The organism is Actinoplanes sp. NPDC000266 (assembly GCF_042899005.1).
Classification (GTDB): domain Bacteria; phylum Actinomycetota; class Actinomycetes; order Mycobacteriales; family Micromonosporaceae; genus Actinoplanes.
Window position 1 is genome coordinate 108,833 of sequence record NZ_JBIAZI010000010.1, and the last position, 17,025, is coordinate 125,857.

Annotated in this window: 15 protein-coding genes; 5 read left to right on the forward strand and 10 right to left on the reverse strand. The window is 71.4% G+C overall.

Annotated elements, in window-relative coordinates:
- Positions 1-20: 20 nt before the first annotated feature.
- Positions 21-1,448: a serine/threonine-protein kinase gene (locus ACFY36_RS35855; protein ID WP_499750346.1), complete on the reverse strand. Its 1,428-nt coding sequence runs from the start codon at positions 1,446-1,448 to the stop codon at positions 21-23.
- Between the two features lie 220 nt (positions 1,449-1,668).
- Positions 1,669-2,088, reverse strand: a complete 420-nt coding sequence (locus ACFY36_RS35860; RefSeq protein ID WP_499750347.1) for a hypothetical protein — start codon at positions 2,086-2,088, stop codon at positions 1,669-1,671.
- Positions 2,089-2,412: 324 nt separating this feature from the next.
- Here ACFY36_RS35860 and ACFY36_RS35865 point away from each other — a divergent pair, with 324 nt between their 5' ends.
- The gene (locus tag ACFY36_RS35865; protein WP_499750348.1) at positions 2,413-2,772 is read left to right on the forward strand and encodes an STAS domain-containing protein; all 360 of its coding nucleotides are present in this window, start codon (positions 2,413-2,415) and stop codon (positions 2,770-2,772) included.
- Between the two features lie 3 nt (positions 2,773-2,775).
- Here the strand turns inward: ACFY36_RS35865 and surE are convergent, their stop codons facing one another.
- The 4 genes from surE to ACFY36_RS35885 form a co-directional block, all read right to left on the reverse strand.
- Positions 2,776-3,618: a 5'/3'-nucleotidase SurE gene (gene surE / locus ACFY36_RS35870; RefSeq protein ID WP_499750349.1), complete on the reverse strand. Its 843-nt coding sequence runs from the start codon at positions 3,616-3,618 to the stop codon at positions 2,776-2,778.
- Positions 3,618-4,547, reverse strand: coding sequence for a 1-phosphofructokinase family hexose kinase (locus ACFY36_RS35875; protein ID WP_499750350.1), 930 nt, complete (start codon positions 4,545-4,547; stop codon positions 3,618-3,620). Before ACFY36_RS35875 ends, surE begins: the two co-directional genes overlap by 1 nt.
- Before the next feature lie 77 nt (positions 4,548-4,624).
- On the reverse strand, positions 4,625-4,957 hold the full coding sequence (locus ACFY36_RS35880) for a hypothetical protein (RefSeq protein ID WP_499750351.1): 333 nt from the start codon (positions 4,955-4,957) through the stop codon (positions 4,625-4,627).
- A gap of 109 nt (positions 4,958-5,066) precedes the next feature.
- On the reverse strand, positions 5,067-5,981 hold the full coding sequence (locus ACFY36_RS35885) for a cation diffusion facilitator family transporter (protein WP_499750352.1): 915 nt from the start codon (positions 5,979-5,981) through the stop codon (positions 5,067-5,069).
- A 168-nt stretch (positions 5,982-6,149) separates the two neighbouring features.
- Between ACFY36_RS35885 and ACFY36_RS35890 the strand changes: the two genes are divergently transcribed.
- Positions 6,150-7,043: an SMP-30/gluconolactonase/LRE family protein gene (locus tag ACFY36_RS35890; protein WP_499750353.1), complete on the forward strand. Its 894-nt coding sequence runs from the start codon at positions 6,150-6,152 to the stop codon at positions 7,041-7,043.
- On the opposite strand, the gene ACFY36_RS35895 is transcribed toward ACFY36_RS35890, so the two are convergent.
- Together ACFY36_RS35895 and ACFY36_RS35900 are read right to left on the reverse strand one after the other, a co-directional pair.
- Positions 7,033-9,162: a HelD family protein gene (locus tag ACFY36_RS35895; protein ID WP_499750354.1), complete on the reverse strand. Its 2,130-nt coding sequence runs from the start codon at positions 9,160-9,162 to the stop codon at positions 7,033-7,035. The two genes, ACFY36_RS35890 and ACFY36_RS35895, sit on opposite strands and share 11 nt — an antisense overlap.
- Before the next feature lie 821 nt (positions 9,163-9,983).
- On the reverse strand, positions 9,984-10,916 hold the full coding sequence (locus ACFY36_RS35900) for an alpha/beta fold hydrolase (protein WP_499750355.1): 933 nt from the start codon (positions 10,914-10,916) through the stop codon (positions 9,984-9,986).
- Between the two features lie 162 nt (positions 10,917-11,078).
- Here ACFY36_RS35900 and ACFY36_RS35905 point away from each other — a divergent pair, with 162 nt between their 5' ends.
- Positions 11,079-11,699 (forward strand): carbonic anhydrase, encoded by a 621-nt coding sequence (locus tag ACFY36_RS35905; protein ID WP_499750356.1) that lies wholly within the window; start codon positions 11,079-11,081, stop codon positions 11,697-11,699.
- Between the two features lie 266 nt (positions 11,700-11,965).
- On the opposite strand, the gene ACFY36_RS35910 is transcribed toward ACFY36_RS35905, so the two are convergent.
- Positions 11,966-12,292 carry a hypothetical protein gene (locus tag ACFY36_RS35910; protein WP_499750357.1) on the reverse strand — a complete coding sequence of 109 codons (327 nt, stop codon included), beginning with the start codon at positions 12,290-12,292 and terminating at the stop codon, positions 11,966-11,968.
- Positions 12,293-12,526: 234 nt separating this feature from the next.
- On the opposite strand from ACFY36_RS35910, the gene ACFY36_RS35915 reads away from it, so the two are divergent.
- Complete coding sequence (locus ACFY36_RS35915) at positions 12,527-13,018, forward strand: DUF3145 domain-containing protein (RefSeq protein ID WP_360252233.1); 492 nt, start codon at positions 12,527-12,529, stop codon at positions 13,016-13,018.
- Positions 13,019-13,103: 85 nt separating this feature from the next.
- Entirely contained in the window at positions 13,104-14,810 is a 1,707-nt protein-coding gene (locus ACFY36_RS35920; protein WP_499750358.1) for a glycoside hydrolase family 3 protein, read from the forward strand.
- 988 nt (positions 14,811-15,798) lie between these two features.
- On the opposite strand, the gene fabF is transcribed toward ACFY36_RS35920, so the two are convergent.
- Positions 15,799-17,025 carry a beta-ketoacyl-ACP synthase II gene (fabF, locus tag ACFY36_RS35925; protein WP_499750359.1) on the reverse strand — a complete coding sequence of 409 codons (1,227 nt, stop codon included), beginning with the start codon at positions 17,023-17,025 and terminating at the stop codon, positions 15,799-15,801.

The following is a 17,025-nucleotide window of genomic DNA, read 5'->3' on the forward strand; positions in this document are numbered from 1 at the left end:
GGCCTGACACCGTGTCAGGGTCAAGGCTTCGTGCCCGCGCCCTCGCCGCCGGCCTCGGGTGTGGTCGGCGGGGTGGTGGGCGGCGTCGTCGGCGGGGTGGTCGGCGGCGTGGTGGGCGGGGTGGTCGTCGGCTGTGTCGTCGGGGCCGTGGTGGTCGGCCTCGTGGTCGGCGGCGTGGTGGTGGGCTGCGTGGTCGGCGCCGTCGAGGTCGCGGTCACCGACGGGGTCGGGCTGGACGAACGGGACTGGCCGCTGCCGCCGCGGTTGGTCTGGCGGCTCGTCTCCTCGGAGCTGGGCGTGGTCTCGGTCGGCTCGGTGGTCGGCTCGGCCGACGCGGTCGGGACCGGGGCGTTGTTGGTCCCGTTGTCGTTGTTCTTCGCGTCGTCGTTGCCGTCGCCGGTGAACGCGATCGCGAAGGCGAGGCCACCCGCGAGCACGAGCAGGGCGACCACGGCGATCAGCAGCGCGGTCTGGCTGCGCGGCGGGCGCCGGGCCGCCGTGGTGGCGGCGGCGGGCGCGGGCGCGAGGGGGAGGTCGCGGGGCAGCGGCACGGCCCGGGTCGGGGCGGCCGGGCTCAGCGGGGCGACCTTCAGGGTGCCGGTGAGCCTTTTCCAGTCGAGCGGGCCGGCCGCCGCGAACGCGGCCTCGGCGAACTCGGCGGCGGTCTCGAACCGGTCGGCCGGCTGCTTGGCCATCGCCTTGTAGATGAGGTGGACGACCTCGTCGGGCACCTCGGCCGGCAGCGGCTCGGGCTCGTCCTCGAGGTGGCGCAATGCGACCTGGAGGGCGTTGTCGCCGTCGAAGGGCGGGTGGCCCGAGATGCAGTGATAGGCGACCGCGCCCAGCGCGTAGATGTCGGTGGCGGGGGAGACGTTGCCCTTGGCGACCTGCTCGGGCGCCATGTAGAGCGCGGTGCCGACGATCGCGTTGACCGCCGTGACGCTCGTCACGGCGTTCGACCGGGCGACACCGAAGTCGACGAGCACGACCGTGCCGTTCGGCTTCACGATCAGGTTGCCGGGCTTGACGTCGCGGTGGACCGTGCCGTTCAGGTGGGCCGCGTGCAGCGCCTCGGCCGCCTGGGCCACGATCGACATGACCTCGGCCACCGGCATCGGGCCCTGCTTGACCCGGGTGGAGAGCGGCTCGCCCTCCACGTAGGCCATCACCAGATAGGCGACCGAGTCCTCACCGCCGTCCTCGTCGGCGCCGGCGTAGTCGTAGACCTCCACGACGCCGGGGTGACGGAACGCCGCCATCATCCGGGCCTCGCCGTAGAACCGGGCGGCGAACTCGGGGTCGGACAGCATGGCGGAGCGCAGCACCTTGACCGCGATGGTGCGGCCCAGCACGACGTCGGTGCCGCGCCAGACGTCACCCATGCCGCCCGTGGCGATGCGCTCGTCCAACCGGTATCGGTTGCCCAGGAGGTGTCCCGCAGTGAGCACCAAGGGACCTTATCTAATCGGGTGGCGGGGCCACAGCGGTGAGAAACGTGAGAGCCGAGCAGCGCTCAACTTTAGCGACTCCCGCCGATCGGCAGGGGGCCGCCTTCGGCCGACCACACACCCTGCCCGATTTGTCGGGAAAGCGCCAGTTTCTGGGTATGCCTGGTCGCCGGGCGGCAAAGGGCTCCGTCCGGCGACCAGGGATCAAGGGGTGTCGGTGCTACTTCGTGTCGTACGTGGGGGTGACCACGACCGCGGTCTCGGCCAGCTCGAGCTCCTCGTTCTCGGCCTGGCGCTCGAGCGCGGCCCGCGCCGAGCTCGCCGCCGCCCAGCCGATCGCGGCCCCGAGCAGGCCCACGCCCACGATCAGGCCCCACGGGCGGCCCGGCCGACGGCCGGCGAGGGCCCCGTACGCGGCGTTCGCCCTGGTCCAGGCCACGTCGGCCTTGTCGCTGGCCTTGCCCGCGAGCTTGTAGCTCTGCTTGCTCGCCTTGCGGCTGGCCTTCCGGGCCTTGCGGCCCGCCTTGCCCGCCAGGTCCGCGGTGTCCTTGGCGCTGTCACCGGCCGCGGCCATGGCGGACGACAGGTAGTCCCAGGCCTGGGCGGCCGTACGCTCGGCCTTGCTCTTGCTGGTGAACATGTCTCCTCCTGCGGCTCGCCTACATCGTTAACCCTGCCCATGTGCGCCATTGGTGAAACGTGTCCCGTGTGGACGCCATCACGTTTCGGAAACGACTTGCCACGCCCCGGTAGTCTTGACCCGGTTCACACGAGGCACTCAGGTGCCTAACAGGTTCGCGGCCTAACCTTTCGGTCAGTCTCACCGAACCTTTCGAGGTGGGTTTAGCTCTATCAGAGCTGGTCACCCTCGAGCGCGGGCGACGACGGCGTCGACACGCCGTGCAGTGGTCAGTGCAGTGGAGGAACGACGCCTGGAGATTCCGGGTGGGTGGAGGGAATTGGCGTGACGCTGTCGATAATGACGTCGACGCTTGCCGGCGATGTGGTGGAGGTCTCGCCCAACGGCGAGATCGACGTCGAGAACGCGTACGAGATCCGTGAGGCCGTTGGCGAGCAGCTCGCCGCCGGGCCGCCCGGCCGCATCGAGCTCAACCTTCAGAACGTCACCTTCATCGACTCCGTAGGCATCAGCGCCCTCGTGGCCGCCTTCCAGCTCGCCGCGGTGAGCGACGTCAAGCTCGTCGTCACGCGCCCCAGCCGTTTCGCTCACCGCCAGCTCTGGGTGACCGGCCTTCTCGGCCTGTTCGGCAACCCCGAGCCGTTCGCCGAGGGCACGGCCCAGCCGGCCGCCGCCAGCAGCTGACCGTCAGGACAGCGCCGGCGCGTGGACCTGGATCGTCTCCAGGTTGATGCGCACGTCCACCGCCTCCACGGGCGGGCGGATCGGTGTGACCACGGCGAAGTGCTCGGCCAGCGCGGCCAGGTCCGTGTCCGGTTCGAGCAGTTCGTCGGCGGCCTGCACGGCGGTCCGCACAAATCCCTCGCCGGCCTCGGCGATGCTCACCTGCACCTGGCCGAACGAGGCCAGTGACGTCCGCCGCAGCCCGCGGATGCCGTCGAGGTGCAGGTCGGGCACGTTGAGGTTGAAGACGGTGCCGACCGGGGTGTGCAGCAGCGTCGGCACCAGCCGTACGGCCAGCTCGGCCGCGCTCTCCCAGTGCCGCTTCTCGTCCTCCTCGTGGTCGAGGGCGGCCAGGGCGGCGCCGCCGCTGCGGGCCGACGAGGCGCGGGGCGAGAGCACGTCGAGCGAGACCGCCATCCCGTGCAGCCCGGCGTACGAGCCGGTCAGCGTGGCGCCGACCGTCCCCGAGTGCACGACGGCCGAGCCCGCGTTGGCGCCCCGGTTGATGCCCGAGAAGATCATCTCCGGTGGTTCGCCGAAGGCTTCCCGCAGGGCCAGGAGCACGATGTACGCCGGTGAGGCGGCGACGGCGTACGCCGGAATGTGTTTGGCGTGTGGCAGTTCCCGCTTGTGCAGGATGATCTTGCCGTGCTCCTCGACCGCGGTCATCGCGGCGCTGCTGCCGCTCGCCTCGGTGACCGGCGCGGCGACCACGACCTCGTGGCCCTCCCGGGCCGCGGCCCGGGCGAGGTGCCGCAGGCCGGGCGCGTCGATGCCGTCGTCGTTGGTGACCAGGATTCTCGTCATCACGCCTTCTTGATCGGGGTGAGCTTGACCCGCTCGGTGAGCACCTGGACCGCGTCCAGATGGCCGGTGCCGAGTCCGTGCCGGGTGACGTTGAGCGCACCGGCGGCCGCCCCGGTACGGACCGCGTCGTGCATGTCGCCGCCCTTGGCCAGCACGGCGGCCACGCCCGCGGTCATCGAGTCGCCGGCGCCGCGATGGTCGGCGATCGACAGCTTGGGGATGCCGACCCGGTAGATCTCCTCGTTGAACATGGCCAGCGCGCCCGCGTCGGCCCGCGACACCAGCACCGACTCGGCGCCGTCGTCGTGCAGCTTGAGCAGGGCGTCGGTCAGCTGCTTCTCGGAGTTGTCCTTGGCCAGCCCGTCCTTGATCAGCTCCTCATGGCTGATCTTGACGACGGTGAGGCCGGCCTTCAGGACCGCCTTGAGGTGGTTGCCGCACAGGTCGGCGATCACCCGGCAGCCGTTGGCCCGCAGGTCCTTGGCGAGGCGGCCGTAGACGTCGGCCCGGATCACCGAGGGGTGCGCGGGGCCGCTGAGGATGGCGTTGCCGGCCCGCAGGCCCTCGGCCAGGGCCAGGTTGTAGAGCTCGTCGAGCTCGTGCCGGGTGAACGGGGCGCCGGGCTGTTCCGCGATCTCCTTGCGCTTGCCGTCGCGGCGGTCGTGCACGTACCAGCCGCTGCCGCTCTCGCGCGGGACGGTGCGCAGCTGGACGCCCTTGAAGTCGAGCAGGGGCTTGAGCACCCGGCCGACCTCGCCGCCCACGGCCGCGCAGAGTGTCACCTCGGCGCCGAGTGAGGTGATCATCCGGGTCTGCCAGATGCCCTGGCCGCCCGGGTGGACGTGAAGTTCCGGTACGTCGTGTTGCTGTTCGATCGTCACCGTCAGTTGCGGTGCCGGCGCGAAGACCATGACCCGAGCGTCGCCCATAAACGACATTTAAGCCGCAAGTCTCGCTATGGGTGCCGATTCCCGCAAAAGTAGCCGGCGGCACCCATCGCGCCGATTCAGATCTCGAGGGCCTCGTTGGTCAGGCCGACGATCTCGCCGGTCAGGTCGGGCCGGGTGCGGAGCAGGTCCTCCAGGCGTACCCGCCACTTGCCGGCCTCGACGTCGGCCGCGTAGCGGTCGCCGCCGGTCTCGACCAGGGCGGTGAGAAGCCGCTGGCGGGTGTCGGCGAAGTGGCCGTAGGTCTCGCTGCCGAGCCGGCGGAGCACCCGGGCGGCGAACGCCTCGGACTGCGGGCTGCCGGCGGCCCGGACGAAGGCCCGGGCGCCGTCCCACGCCACCCGCGGCTGGTGGATGACCATGGTCATGCTGGTGTCCTCCCGTGTTCGCATGGTCACCAAGCGTAGTTAGCAGGCCGGGTTCCGGACGGAGGTCGGCGGACGCGGTGACCGATGTGATCAGGGTGCACCTTGAGGTGTGATGATCGCCATACTCTTTGGATCACCAACCGGCGGGGGAGCACCGCCCGTTCGCGCCGACCGGCTCGACCTGGAGCGTGGCGTGCTCGATGTGGAAGTCGTCGTGCAGCGCGTCGCGGGCGGTGGAGAGCACGGTGCCGAGCTCGGCCGCCGGTTCCAGGCTCAGGTGGGCCGAGGCCACGTCCATGCCCGAGGTGAGGGTCCAGACGTGCAGGTCGTGCACGTCGCAGACGCCCGGGACGGCGGCCAGGCGGGCGCGGACCCGGGTGATGTCCAGATGTTGCGGCGCGGCCTGGACCAGGATGCGCACGGCCGAGCGGCCCAGCGCGAAGGTGCGGGGCAGGATCAGCAGGGCCACGATGACGGCGACGATCGGGTCGGCGTACGACCAGCCGGTCAGCCCGATGACCGCGGCGGCCAGGATGACGCCGACCGAGCCGAGCAGGTCGCCGATCACCTCGAGATAGGCGCCGCGGACGTTGATGCTCTCCTGCGCGCCCTCGCGGAGCAGCCCGAACGCGATCAGGTTGATGATCAGGCCGCCGGCCGCGACGATCAGCATCGAGCCGGCCGGCACGTCCGGCGGGTCGGTGAATCGGCGCACGGCCTGCACGACCACGAAGCCGGCGACGGCGGTGAGCAGCACGGCGTTGGCCAGCGCGGCCAGCACCTCGAGCCGGTAGAGGCCGAAGGTGCGCTGCGAGTCGGTGGCGGCGCGGCCGGCCGCGGTGATCGCGGCCAGGGCCATGGCGATGCCGAGGACGTCGGTGAACATGTGCCCGGCGTCGGAGAGCAGTGCCAGCGAGCCGGTGGCCCAGGCCGCGAGGGCCTCGACGACCATGAATCCCGCGAGCAGGCCGGCGGCCCACCACAGGCGGGAGCGATGCTTCGCTCCTGCCCTCAGCGCTTGCCCACCGTGGTCGTGCCCGGCTCCCATGCATCAACCTTCCGTCGGCCCCGTAAGCCTCCGCCAATGTATGCGGACATTGCTATGTGTGCAAGGTCGAACCATTGTCAGACCCGTGGGGTATGAACTCTTGGACAAGTCAAAAGCCCCGCCTGGAAAGGACCTATCTCCGTGTCCAGACGTACCCTCGCGATTGTCATGGCAACGGTGCTCGCCGTGGTCGGCGCCGCGTCGCCCGCGGCCGCTCATTCCCCCGCACGGGGGCCTTCCGTGCTCGCCCTGCCCGACGGGTTCCAGCCCGAGGGCATCGCCATCGGCGACAAGCCGTACGCCTACTTCGGCTCCCGGGTCGACGGCGACATCTACCGGGTCAGCCTCCGCACCGGCAAAGGTTCGGTGCTGAGCCAGGGACCGGGCACCCAGTCGCTCGGCATGAAGATCGACAAGTACGGCCGGCTGTTCGTGGCCGGCGGCAACGGCGGCAACGCCCGGGTGATCGACACCCGCAGCGGTGCGGTGCTGAAGTCGTACACCCTCCAGACCGTCCCGTCCTTCATCAACGACGTCGTGCTCACCGGCGGCGCCGCCTGGTACACCGACTCCACCAACCCCGTGCTGTTCAAGCTGCCGCTCGGCCGGCACGGCAAGCTGCCCGCGGCGCCGGTGGCGGTCCCGCTGACCGGTGACATCGCCTACACCACCGGGAACAACGCCAACGGCATCGCGCCGTCGCCGGACGGCAAGGCGCTCATCGTCGTCCAGAGCAACACCGGAAAGCTTTTCCGGGTGACGTACGACGGCAAGGCCACCCTGATCGACCTGGGCGCCGAGAACGTGGTCAACGGTGACGGCCTCTGGCTGCGCGGCCGCACCCTGTACGTGGTGCAGAACCGGCTCAACGTGATCACCAAGATCGAGCTGAACCGGTCCGGCACCGCGGGCACGGTCGTCTCGCGGACCGGCAACCCGAACTTCGACGTGCCGACCACCATCGCCGAGTACGGCAAGCGGTTCTACCTGCCGAACGCCCGGTTCACCACCCCGGCCACGCCGGAGACCACGTACACGGCAGTGCGGGTTCCTATCCCCTAGGAAGCCAATCGGCGACGGTTCCGACAGTGGTCAGGCGCTGGGTGGCCCGGGAGAGGGCGACGTAAAGGGTGCGGATGCCGGCCGCGTCCCCGGTGAGGGACGCCGGTTCGACGAGCACCACCGCGTCGTACTCCATGCCCTTGGCCTCCAGCGCCGTGACCACCTGGACCCGCTCCGGCAGACCGGCCACCCAGCCGGCCATCTCGTCGCGGCGCGGCACCGGCGTGATCAGGCCGATCGTCCCGTCGACGTCCGCCAGCTGCTTCTCGGTCACCTCACGCACCAGATCGGGCAGCGCGGCGGCGCCGGCGACCAGGTCGACCGGATCCACGCCGGTGCTGCGCACCGCCCGCGGCAGCGGCAGGTCGGGCATGATCGCGCGGATCACCTCGGCCGCCACCGCGAAGATCTCCGACGAGTTGCGGTAGTTCGTGGTGAGCGCGTAGCTGTTGCGCTTGCGGGAGCCGAGCGCACGGTCGCGGGACCGGTCGAGCTCGGCCGGGTCACCGGCCCAGGCCGTCTGCGCCGGATCGCCGACGACCGTCCACGACGCGTACGAGCCGCGGCGCCCGATCATCCGCCACTGCATCGGCGAGACGTCCTGCGACTCGTCGACGACCACGTGGGCGTACTCCCGGTAGTCCTCCTCGCGCTGCACCTGCTGGGCCCGCTGCGCGGCCTGGCGGTCGGCGTACGTGCTGACCTCCTGGATCCCGTCCCGTACATGGAAGGGATTCTTGGTCTTCTTGGCCGCCTGCCGGGGACGGCCCAGGATCTCGTCGAGCTCGTCCAGCAGCGCCACGTCGGCGATGGTCGGCCCCTCGGACGCCAGCGCGTCGAACGACCCCTGCAGCCGGGCGATCTCCTCTCGGGAGAGGACCCCATTGGCGTACGACTTCAGGCGCGGCGCGACCGCAAGCCACCGCAGCACCCGCATCGGCGTGAAACGCGGCCACCAGGCGCGCAGGAAGTCGCGGAAGTCGCCCCGGTCGGCCAGCTCGGACTCGAACTCGCGCTTCTCGGGCAGGCCGCTCACCTTGTGCTGACGGGCCTGCGCCCACAGCGCGTCGAAGAGCCGGTCGAAGCCCACGCCGCGGACCTCGTTGCGCCGCGCCCCACGGGGCAGGGCGGCCCGGCGGATCTTGTCGAGCTCGTCCTTGCCGAGGCGCAGCAGCGTCCCCCGGTAGAGCATGCGCAGCTCGGTCGGCCCGTCCGGCACGGCGTCGTGCGAGGCCCGCTCGAGCACCCGGCGCATCCGCAGGGAGCCCTTGATGGCGGCGATGTCGCTCGGGTCGACCCGGGTCGCGTCGAAGCCCGGCACGAGCGTGCCGAGAGAACGCAGGGTGGCGGTGTCCTCGCCGAGCGACGGAAGCACGGTGGCGATGTATTCGACGAAGACGCCCGAGGGCCCGACGACGAGGATGCCGCCACCGGCGAACCGGTTCCGGTCGGAGTAGAGCAGGTAGGCCGCACGGTGCAGGGCGACGGCGGTCTTGCCGGTGCCCGGCCCGCCGGTCACGATCGTCACCCCTCCAGCCGGGCTGCGGATCGCGTCGTCCTGCTCGCGCTGGATCGTGGCGACGATGTCCCGCATGCCCCGCCCGGTCGCCTTGGACAGGCTGGCCAGCAGCGCGCCGTCACCGACGACCCGCATGTCGGCCGGAGCAGCGTCCGGATCGAGCAGATCATCCTCGATCCCGGTGACCCGCTCCCGGCTCGACTGGATCATCCGCCGCCGCACGACCCCCAGCGGCTCGGCCGCGGTGGCCCGGTAGAAGGCGGCGGCCGCGGGCGCCCGCCAGTCGACGACGAGAGGCTGCGAGCTGTCGTCGCGAATACCCATGCGCCCGACGTAATGCGTGGCCCCGGTCTTGAGATCGAGGCGCCCGAAGACCAGCCCTTCGTACTCGGTGTCGAGAGCATGCCGGCGCCGGGCAGCGTGGAAGACCATGGCATCCCGCTCGACCAGGGCGCCGAAGTTACCGACGCCGGCGAGCTGGTAGCCCTCCTTCTCAGCGCGCGAGGCATCCCGGCGAAGCTCGGCGAGCCGGGAGTAAACCCGGTCCACATGCTCCTGCTCGACCGCGATCTCCTGTTGCAGGACGGTGGCGTCGCTCAACTCCGTGGATCTCCCTATGTCCGCGCCCCCACGTGCAGGGGGCAATCGAACTTACTCCCCCCACGCACCCCGCGTCTGCTCCGACCCCCGCATACGCGCCTCCAAGTCAAACCTTTCCCCAACCGCGGCCCTTCCCACATCCACCGACGGCACCCCGTCAAACGGCCTCTGCCGCCCGCTGGACCTCCGCGCGCCGCACCGCTGTGGCTGGCTTCCCCGGCCCGCTCACCTTCATGCGCCGGGCCCGCTGACGCCCTCGAGCTTCGCGTTCGAGCACCTCCGACGCGGCCTCCGCGCCACGCACCGTGCGGCCCGCACCTCCGCGCCACGCACCGTGCGGCCCGCACCTCCGCGCCACGCACCGTGCGGCCCGCACCTCCGCGCCGCACACCGTCCGGCCCCGCGCTTACGCGCCACCCCTCCGCGCACTTCCATGTGCCCTTCCACGCCGCGCACCTCCGGACCGGAATCTCCGCGCCGCAGACCTTCCACATGGCCTTCCGCGCCACGCGCGTTCCGGACCGGCACTTCCGGCGTGGCCTTCCGCGTCGTGCGGCCTTTCAGCGCCGCGTACCTCCCGCGCCATCGCCCGGGTCGCGCCGTTTCCACCGCGCCGCGCCGCCTCCCCGCGCCGCCTCCCCGCGCCGCCTCCCCGGCCGCGCCGCCTCCCGGGCCGCGCCGTCGCCCCGAGCTGCCTTCTGCGGGCCAACCCACACAGCCCGCCCTCCCATTGGGGGCCCCCGCCAGCTCCAGTTTATGGAAACCGCGCGATCACGTGGCGGGCCCTGTGGACAGCCGCCAGCCCTGTGGACAACCGGGCGCTATGCGGCCTCGTCGAGGCGCTGTGTGGGGCGGCGGCTCCGTCGGGGGCGGGTCGCGCGGCGCACGATCGTGGCCAGGGCGGCCGAGACGTCGTCCGGGCGTTCCAGCGTCAGCATGTGGCCGGCGCCCGGCAGGACGGTCAGGGTGGCGCCGGGCAGGGCCTCCGCGATCGACTCGGCGCAGGCGGGTGGGGTCAGGCGGTCACGCTCGCCGACCAGCACCGCGGCCGGGACCCCTCTGAGCGCCGCCAGCGTGTCCAGGCGCTGCTGGGCGCCTATCGACGCTCGGAAACCGCCTATCGAGCGCAGTGACGTACGGCCCACGCAGCGCATCGTCACCTGCAGTGCCTTGTCGTCCAGGTCGTCGCCGAACAGCAGCCAGCGCACGGCCGGGCGCAACGCCGGCAACAGGAGCCTGTGCGGCGCCCATGGGCCGGAGCGGGCCAGTACGCCTGCCCCGATCGTCTCGCCTGCTCTCATCAGGGCGGCCAGGCGGGGCGGCAGCCCGTACCGGGTGTGGGTGTGGCCCTCGGCGGTCGTCGAGACAAAAAGAAGGCCGGCCACGCGGCCGGCGAACTCCTCGGGGTACGCGTGGGCGTACTCCATGATGGTCATCCCGCCCATCGAGTGCCCCGCGAGAACGACGGGGCCGCTGGGGGCGTACGTCCTGATGACCTCGGCGAGATCCTCGCCGAGCCGGCCCAGAGTGGCGCCGCCGAGCTCGGTCGCGCCGGAGCGGCCGTGTCCCCGCGCGTCGTAGGTGATCACCCGTGGGCGGCGCCGCCCACGATGACGCAGGGCGGCGACCTGCTGTCGCCAGGTACGCCGGTCGAGGCACCAGCCGTGCACGAGCACGACGGTGACCGGGGCGTCGGCCTCACCGTGGATCTCGACGTGCAGGTTCACGCCGTCGCTGAGGGTGAGCTCAGGCATCGGGGCACCTCCGGGAACTTGCGCGCCCCGTAGATACCCACGGGTACAAATCATCACTCCTGATCGACCGAATTGCCAGATCCGGGACCTTCGGCCCTGGCGCTCTACGTGAGTTGCCTCGCACTCGCTGTTCACATCGCCGTGCGGGGAGAGAATCCTCGTATGACGACGGACCCGGCAGCCGCACCGAGCGCCCCGATCACTTCCGCAGCCGACGCCCTGGCCGAGCTGCTGGCCGGCAACAAGCGCTTCGTCTCGGGCCACCCCGAGCACGGCCATCAGGTGGCCGCCGCGGCCGCCGCCTCCGGTGGTCAGCAGCCGCACGCCGTCGTGATCGGCTGCATCGACTCCCGGGTGCCCCTCGAGGCGATCTTCGACCAGACCTTCGGCTCGATCTGCGTGGTCCGCTCCGGCGCCCACGTGGTCGACCGCGCGGTCCTGGGCTCGGTCGGCTTCGCGGTGTCGGCCCTGGGCGTCCCGCTGGTGGTGGTTCTGGGCCACAAGCGCTGCGGCGCCGTGGCGGCGACGGTGGATTCCCTGCGCGCGGGCGCTCACCCGGCCGGCGACATCGGCTACCTGGTGGATGAGATCACCCCGGCCGTACGCGCGGTGGGTGTCGACGACCCGGACGCCCCCGAGAAGGCGATGCGGGCTCACGTGAGCCGTACGGTCCGCCGCATGCAGGCGATCGACGTGGTGGCCGACGCCATCGCCGCCGGTCAGGCCGACGTGGTGGGCGCCGTCTACGACCTGGACACCGGCCTGGTCGAGATCCTGCCCTGACCAGCTCTCCGTGTGGGTGCCGCAGGCGGCGTCACAGAAAGTCGCCGCCCGCTTTGTCGGTATCATCCCCGGATGATCTCCGTGGGCTGATCTTCACCAAACGCAAAAAGGCGCCTCTCGGCCACAAGGCCAAGGGGCGCCAATTTCGTTGTACGGCTGAGGGCGAGCCCGCAGCAGAGCGAGCCCGCCCGCCCGGCGAGGGCGGAACGGGCTCAGCCGGCAAGCGTCACGTCCAGGTGACGGCTGACCGCGGTGCTGGAGGGGGCTCAGCCCTCGAAGACGCCGGCCTCGACCAGGCGCTTCTCGGTGGCGTCCCAGCCGTCCTGCGGGTGGGCGGTCCCGAGGGCCTCGAGCTCGGCGCGGATCTTGGCGCCGTGGCCCGCGGCGGCGAGGAGACGGATCTCCTCGACGAACGCCTCGGAGTCGGTCTTGAGGTGCGCGGTCTTGCCATTGGTCAGGTTGCGCACGTACGCGAAGCGGCCGTTGGCGAGCGGGATGAGGTACTTGTACTCGCCCAGCACGCTGAGGGCGCCGCCCGAACCCTGTCCGGCGCGGACTGATGCGCGGGCGGTCTTTGAGGTGTTGCTCGCCACGGCGGGACTCCTTGAGGAAAACAGAAAAAAGGCCGTTCCAACACTACACGATGCTCGGCCGACCGTGCCGTCCGAGCAGGTTGAGGCGTTGTAACGGGTGTGCCACTACGGCCGATCCGATGTCGATGTTGCCGATTCTCTGGCGCACCATCCGTACCAACCGGCATCATGGGACACGATCAACCGCGGTCGAGGTCGTAGGGGAAGACGCACCTCGGTCTCCGGGAGGTCACCGTGCCAACGTGTGGCGTCGTATACGTCCACTCGACTCCACTCGCCGTGTGCCAGCACGTCGAGTGGGCGATCGCGCGTGTGCTGACCGCGCCGGTCACCCTGCACTGGACCGCGCAGCCGGTTGATCCCGGCATGCGGCGGGCCGAGTGCAGCTGGACCGGGCGGGCCGGCACAGGCGCCGAGCTGGCTGCTGCCCTCAGGCAGTGGCCCATGATCCGTTTCGAGGTAACCGAGGAACCCAGCCCCGGCGTCGACGGCGAGCGCTTCATGCACGTCCCGGGCCGCGGCTTGTTCCACGGGGTCATGGGCGCTTCCGGGGACATCCAGATCGGCGAGGACAGGCTGCGCGCGATCATGGCCTCCGCGCGAGCGCCGGAGGCCCTTTCCCATGCCCTGGAAAAGGCGCTGGGCACCGCCTGGGACGCCGAGTTGGAGCCGTACCGCTACGCCGGCGACGGCGCTCCTGTCACACTTCTGACCCGCGTCGGCTGACCGCGGCCCGGCCACGCCCGGGTGCCCTCGAACGGGCGCCCGGGTCCGGGCCCCGGACGGGCGGGGCTCGACGGGTGCTGCTTCGATGGCTGGCGTGATGAGGAATGCTCGCGCCGCTCTGGTCGTACCCCTGCTCCTAGCCGCCGCGGCATGCAGCGACGAAGCGCCCACCGCCGCACCTCCGCAACAGAGCGTGTCCGCGGTTCCGTCACCCTCCGTCACGTCGAGTGATCCTGTCGCCGCCGCCTTGGCTCAGATGTCCGACATTGATCTGGCCGGGCAGGTTCTTATGCCGTACGCCTATGGCAGCTCCGCGACCAGCGTCGACAAGACATCGGCGGCCGGGAACCAGGGGCTGGCCGGTGTGAACACCCCCGCCGAGATGATCGCCAAGTTCCACCTGGGCGGCCTCATCCTGGTCAGCTTCACCGCGCAGGACCCGACCGGCGCCACCAACCCGACCACCAACGTCGAAAACCCGAAGCAGGTTCGCGCCTTCACCGACGGCCTACAGGCGGCGGCCGCGCAGACCCCCGGCGGCGCCCCGCTGATGATCGGAATTGATCAGGAGTACGGCGTGGTCACCCGCGTCACCAACGGCGTCACCATGCTTCCCTCGGCGATGGCGGCCGGCGCCGCCGCCAAGCCGCAGCTGACCGAGAACGCCTGGCGCGCCGCCGGCGACGAGCTCGCCGCCATGGGCGTGACCGCCGACTTCGCCCCCGTCGCCGACACCCTCGGCCCACCGGACAACACGGTGATCGGCTCCCGCTCGTTCGGCGCCGACGCCAAGGCCAACGCCACCCAGGTCGCCGCCGCCGTCCGCGGCCTCCAGAAGGCCGGCGTCGTAGCGGGCCTCAAGCACTTCCCCGGCCACGGCCACACCAGCGGCGACAGCCACGACAGCCTGCCGGTGGTCACCCAGAGTCGCGCCGCCTGGGACACCCAGGACCTGCCGCCTTTCCGCTCCGGCATCGACGCCGGCGCCGGCATCGTCATGTCCGGCCATCTGGACGTTCAAGCCCTGGACAAGGGCGTCCCCGCCACCTTCTCGCACAAGGTCATGACCGACGAGCTGCGCGGCCGCCTGAAGTTCACCGGCGTGGCCGTGACCGACGCCATGAACATGCCGCCGGCCATGACGTGGCCCCCCGGCGAGGCCGCCGTACGGGCTCTCAACGCCGGCAACGACATGCTCCTGATGCCCCCGAACATCACCGCCGCCCGCGACGGCATCGTCACGGCATTGAAGGACGGCACCCTCAAGCGCGAACGCCTGGTGGAGGCGGTGACCCGAATCCTCACCCTGAAGCTCCGCAAGCCCGCCGCCCCCCGCCCCGACATCACCACCGTCGGCTCCCCGGCCCACGCCACCGCCGTGGCCCCCTTGGCCGCCGCGGCAGTCACCGTCCTCCGAGGCCCTTGCGCAGGCCCCTTGGCCACCGGCCCGGTCTCGGTCTCAGCCGACGACGTCCGCCAGACCGCCAAGCTGACCCTCACCAAGGAACTACAGGCCGCCGGCCTGACAGTCCAGCCCACCGGCGGCACAGTGATCCGCCTTGTCGGCTACGGCGACAAGCCCGCCGACCTGGACCAGACAGCCACCATCACGATCGCCATGGACACTCCCCACATCCTGGCCGCCTCAACTTCCAAAACCTTGATCGCCACGTACTCCTCCAGCAGGCTCTCCTTGACCGCAGCCGCCCAGCTGATAGCCGGAAAATCAAAGCCCCAGGGCAAGTCCCCAGTCCCCATCCAGTCCCTGCCCACCTCAGCCTGCCCTGCCTAACCCAAGATCCCCCCAACGAAGGAGCCAGCAAGCACAGACCACCAGCGACCCCGACGCAGCCGCAGACGTGCCGCCCTGCACCAGGACCGAAGCGGCGGATGGGGTGGGCGTGCCGCTTCCCCGGAGAAGCGGATCGGCGGGGCGTGCCGCTCGCCCGGTGAAGCGGATAGGGAGTGCGTGCCGCCCGCCTCGAGTTGGCGGGTTCAGAGACCAGCGCCCGGCAGGAGTGTGGCTGGACGGCGTGCAGCCTGCCCGGCATCGAGGGCGCGCGGCCCGAGGACGCACAGCGCCCGCGGTCGGCCCGGCGGGTATGGACAGCGCGAGCCCCACCCCACTGGCGGGCGTGGGCGGCGAGCCCCACCCCACTGGCGGGCGTGGGCGGCGCGCCTCACCCGGCTGGCGGGCGTGGGCGGCGCGCCTCACCCGCGCGGCGGCGGGTGCGCGCGGTGTGCGCCTCGCCTGGGTGGCGGACGGCGCCTGCCCGACAGAGGCTCGGCTTCCACTGCCGCCGCCCGGTCGAGGTCATGGCCACGAGGGGGACGGCCCGCCCGTCGCGCACGGGCAGGCAAGCCGTCCACTCGACGCCGAGGCGGTCGAGAGCCGCGCCTTCCCTCCCCATGAGGCGACCGGCAGCGTGACCACCGAACCCGCGCGACCGGCCTGGAATTGCCGACCGACCCACCGCTCAGCCCGGCCTGCGTGACTTGCTCCCCTACCCGCACCCTGGCGCGGATGCGAACCCCACCCCACCACGACCGCAAGGTGACCGCCGCCCGGTCCCACCCCCAGCTGCCGGCGACCAACCACCTGGCAGCGACCTGCTCCCCGCCGAGGTTGGGGGGATGGGGTGACCACTCGAGGCATAAAACGCTCCCCAGTCAGCCCGAGTGGTCACCCCATCCCCCCAACCGTCGTGCGCAAGAAAGCCCACCCCACACAGCTGAAGCCGGCCCCGCGATCGGGACCGGCTCCAGGTGAAGCACCAGACTCAGGCTCGGGTGAACACCAGAGCCACGTTGTGCCCGCCAAAGCCGAACGAGTTGTTCATCGCAGCCGGGATGTCCAAAGGCCGCGCCTTGTGCGCCGCCACGTCGAGATCCAGGCGGTCGTCCGGGTCGTCCAGGTTGATCGTCGGGGGGACCACGCCGTCGCGGATCGCCAGGATCACGGCGATCGACTCCAGGGCTCCCGCCGCTCCCAGCAGGTGGCCCGACATCGACTTCGTCGACGTCAGCACCGGGTGGGTGCCGACCGCGGCCTTGATGCCCACGATCTCGCCCATGTCGCCGACCGGGGTCGACGTCGCATGCGCGTTCACGTGGACGATGTCCGCGCCGGTCAGGCCCGCGTCCCGGATCGCCCTCGTCATCGCCCGGGCGCCGCCCTTGCACTCCGGGTCCGGCTGGACGATGTCGAAGCCGTCCGACGTGATTCCCGCTCCCGCCAGACGGGCGTAGATGCGTGCGCCCCGTGCCCTCGCGTGGTCTTCACGCTCCAGCACCACCGCGCCCGCTCCCTCGCCGAACACGAACCCGTCCCGGCCCTTGTCCCACGGGCGGGACGCCTTCTCCGGGTCGTCGTTGCGTGTCGACATCGCCCGCATGTTCGCGAAGCCCGCGAACGGCAGCGGGTGGATGACCGCCTCCGTGCCACCGGCCAGGACCATGTCGGCCCGGCCGGAGCGGATGATGTCCAGGCCCAGCGCCATCGCTTCCGCGCCCGTCGCGCACGCGCTGGCCATCGCGTGGACGCCCGCCTGCGCGCCCAGCTCGATGCCGACCCACGCCGCCGGGCCGTTCGGCATCAGCATCGGCACCGTGTGCGGGCTGACCTTGCGCTGCCCGGACGCCTCGAGGATGTCGTCCTGGTTGAGGAGGGTGAGCGCGCCGCCTATGCCGCTGCCGAGGCTGACGGCGAGGCGCTCCTTGTCGATCTCCGCGCCTTCGAGGCCCGCGTCGGCCCAGGCCTGCTTCGCGGCGATCAGGGCGATCGCCTCGGAGCGGTCGAGCCGGCGCATCTTGACCCGGTCGATGACCTCGGAGGGCTCGACCTTCAGCTGCGCGGCGATCTTGACTGTGAGCTGGTCGGCCCACTCCGCGGTGATGCGACTCACCCCGGAGCGGCCGCCGAGCATGGCGTCCCAGGTGGACGCGACGTCCCCGCCCAACGGGGTGGTCGCGCCGAGCCCGGTGACGACGACGTCGACGTTGCTCAT

Coding starts and splice junctions, on each gene's coding strand:
- ACFY36_RS35860 (WP_499750347.1), bottom strand. CDS start 2,088: ATGTTCACCAGCAAGAGCAAGGCCGAGCGTACGGCCGCCCAGGCCTGG.
- surE (WP_499750349.1), bottom strand. CDS start 3,618: ATGACGAGAATCCTGGTCACCAACGACGACGGCATCGACGCGCCCGGC.
- ACFY36_RS35875 (WP_499750350.1), bottom strand. CDS start 4,547: ATGGGCGACGCTCGGGTCATGGTCTTCGCGCCGGCACCGCAACTGACG.
- ACFY36_RS35880 (WP_499750351.1), bottom strand. CDS start 4,957: ATGCGAACACGGGAGGACACCAGCATGACCATGGTCATCCACCAGCCG.
- ACFY36_RS35885 (WP_499750352.1), bottom strand. CDS start 5,981: ATGGGAGCCGGGCACGACCACGGTGGGCAAGCGCTGAGGGCAGGAGCG.
- ACFY36_RS35890 (WP_499750353.1), top strand. CDS start 6,150: ATGGCAACGGTGCTCGCCGTGGTCGGCGCCGCGTCGCCCGCGGCCGCT.
- ACFY36_RS35900 (WP_499750355.1), bottom strand. CDS start 10,916: ATGCCTGAGCTCACCCTCAGCGACGGCGTGAACCTGCACGTCGAGATC.
- ACFY36_RS35905 (WP_499750356.1), top strand. CDS start 11,079: ATGACGACGGACCCGGCAGCCGCACCGAGCGCCCCGATCACTTCCGCA.
- ACFY36_RS35920 (WP_499750358.1), top strand. CDS start 13,104: ATGGCTGGCGTGATGAGGAATGCTCGCGCCGCTCTGGTCGTACCCCTG.
- fabF (WP_499750359.1), bottom strand. CDS start 17,025: ATGAGCAACGTCGACGTCGTCGTCACCGGGCTCGGCGCGACCACCCCG.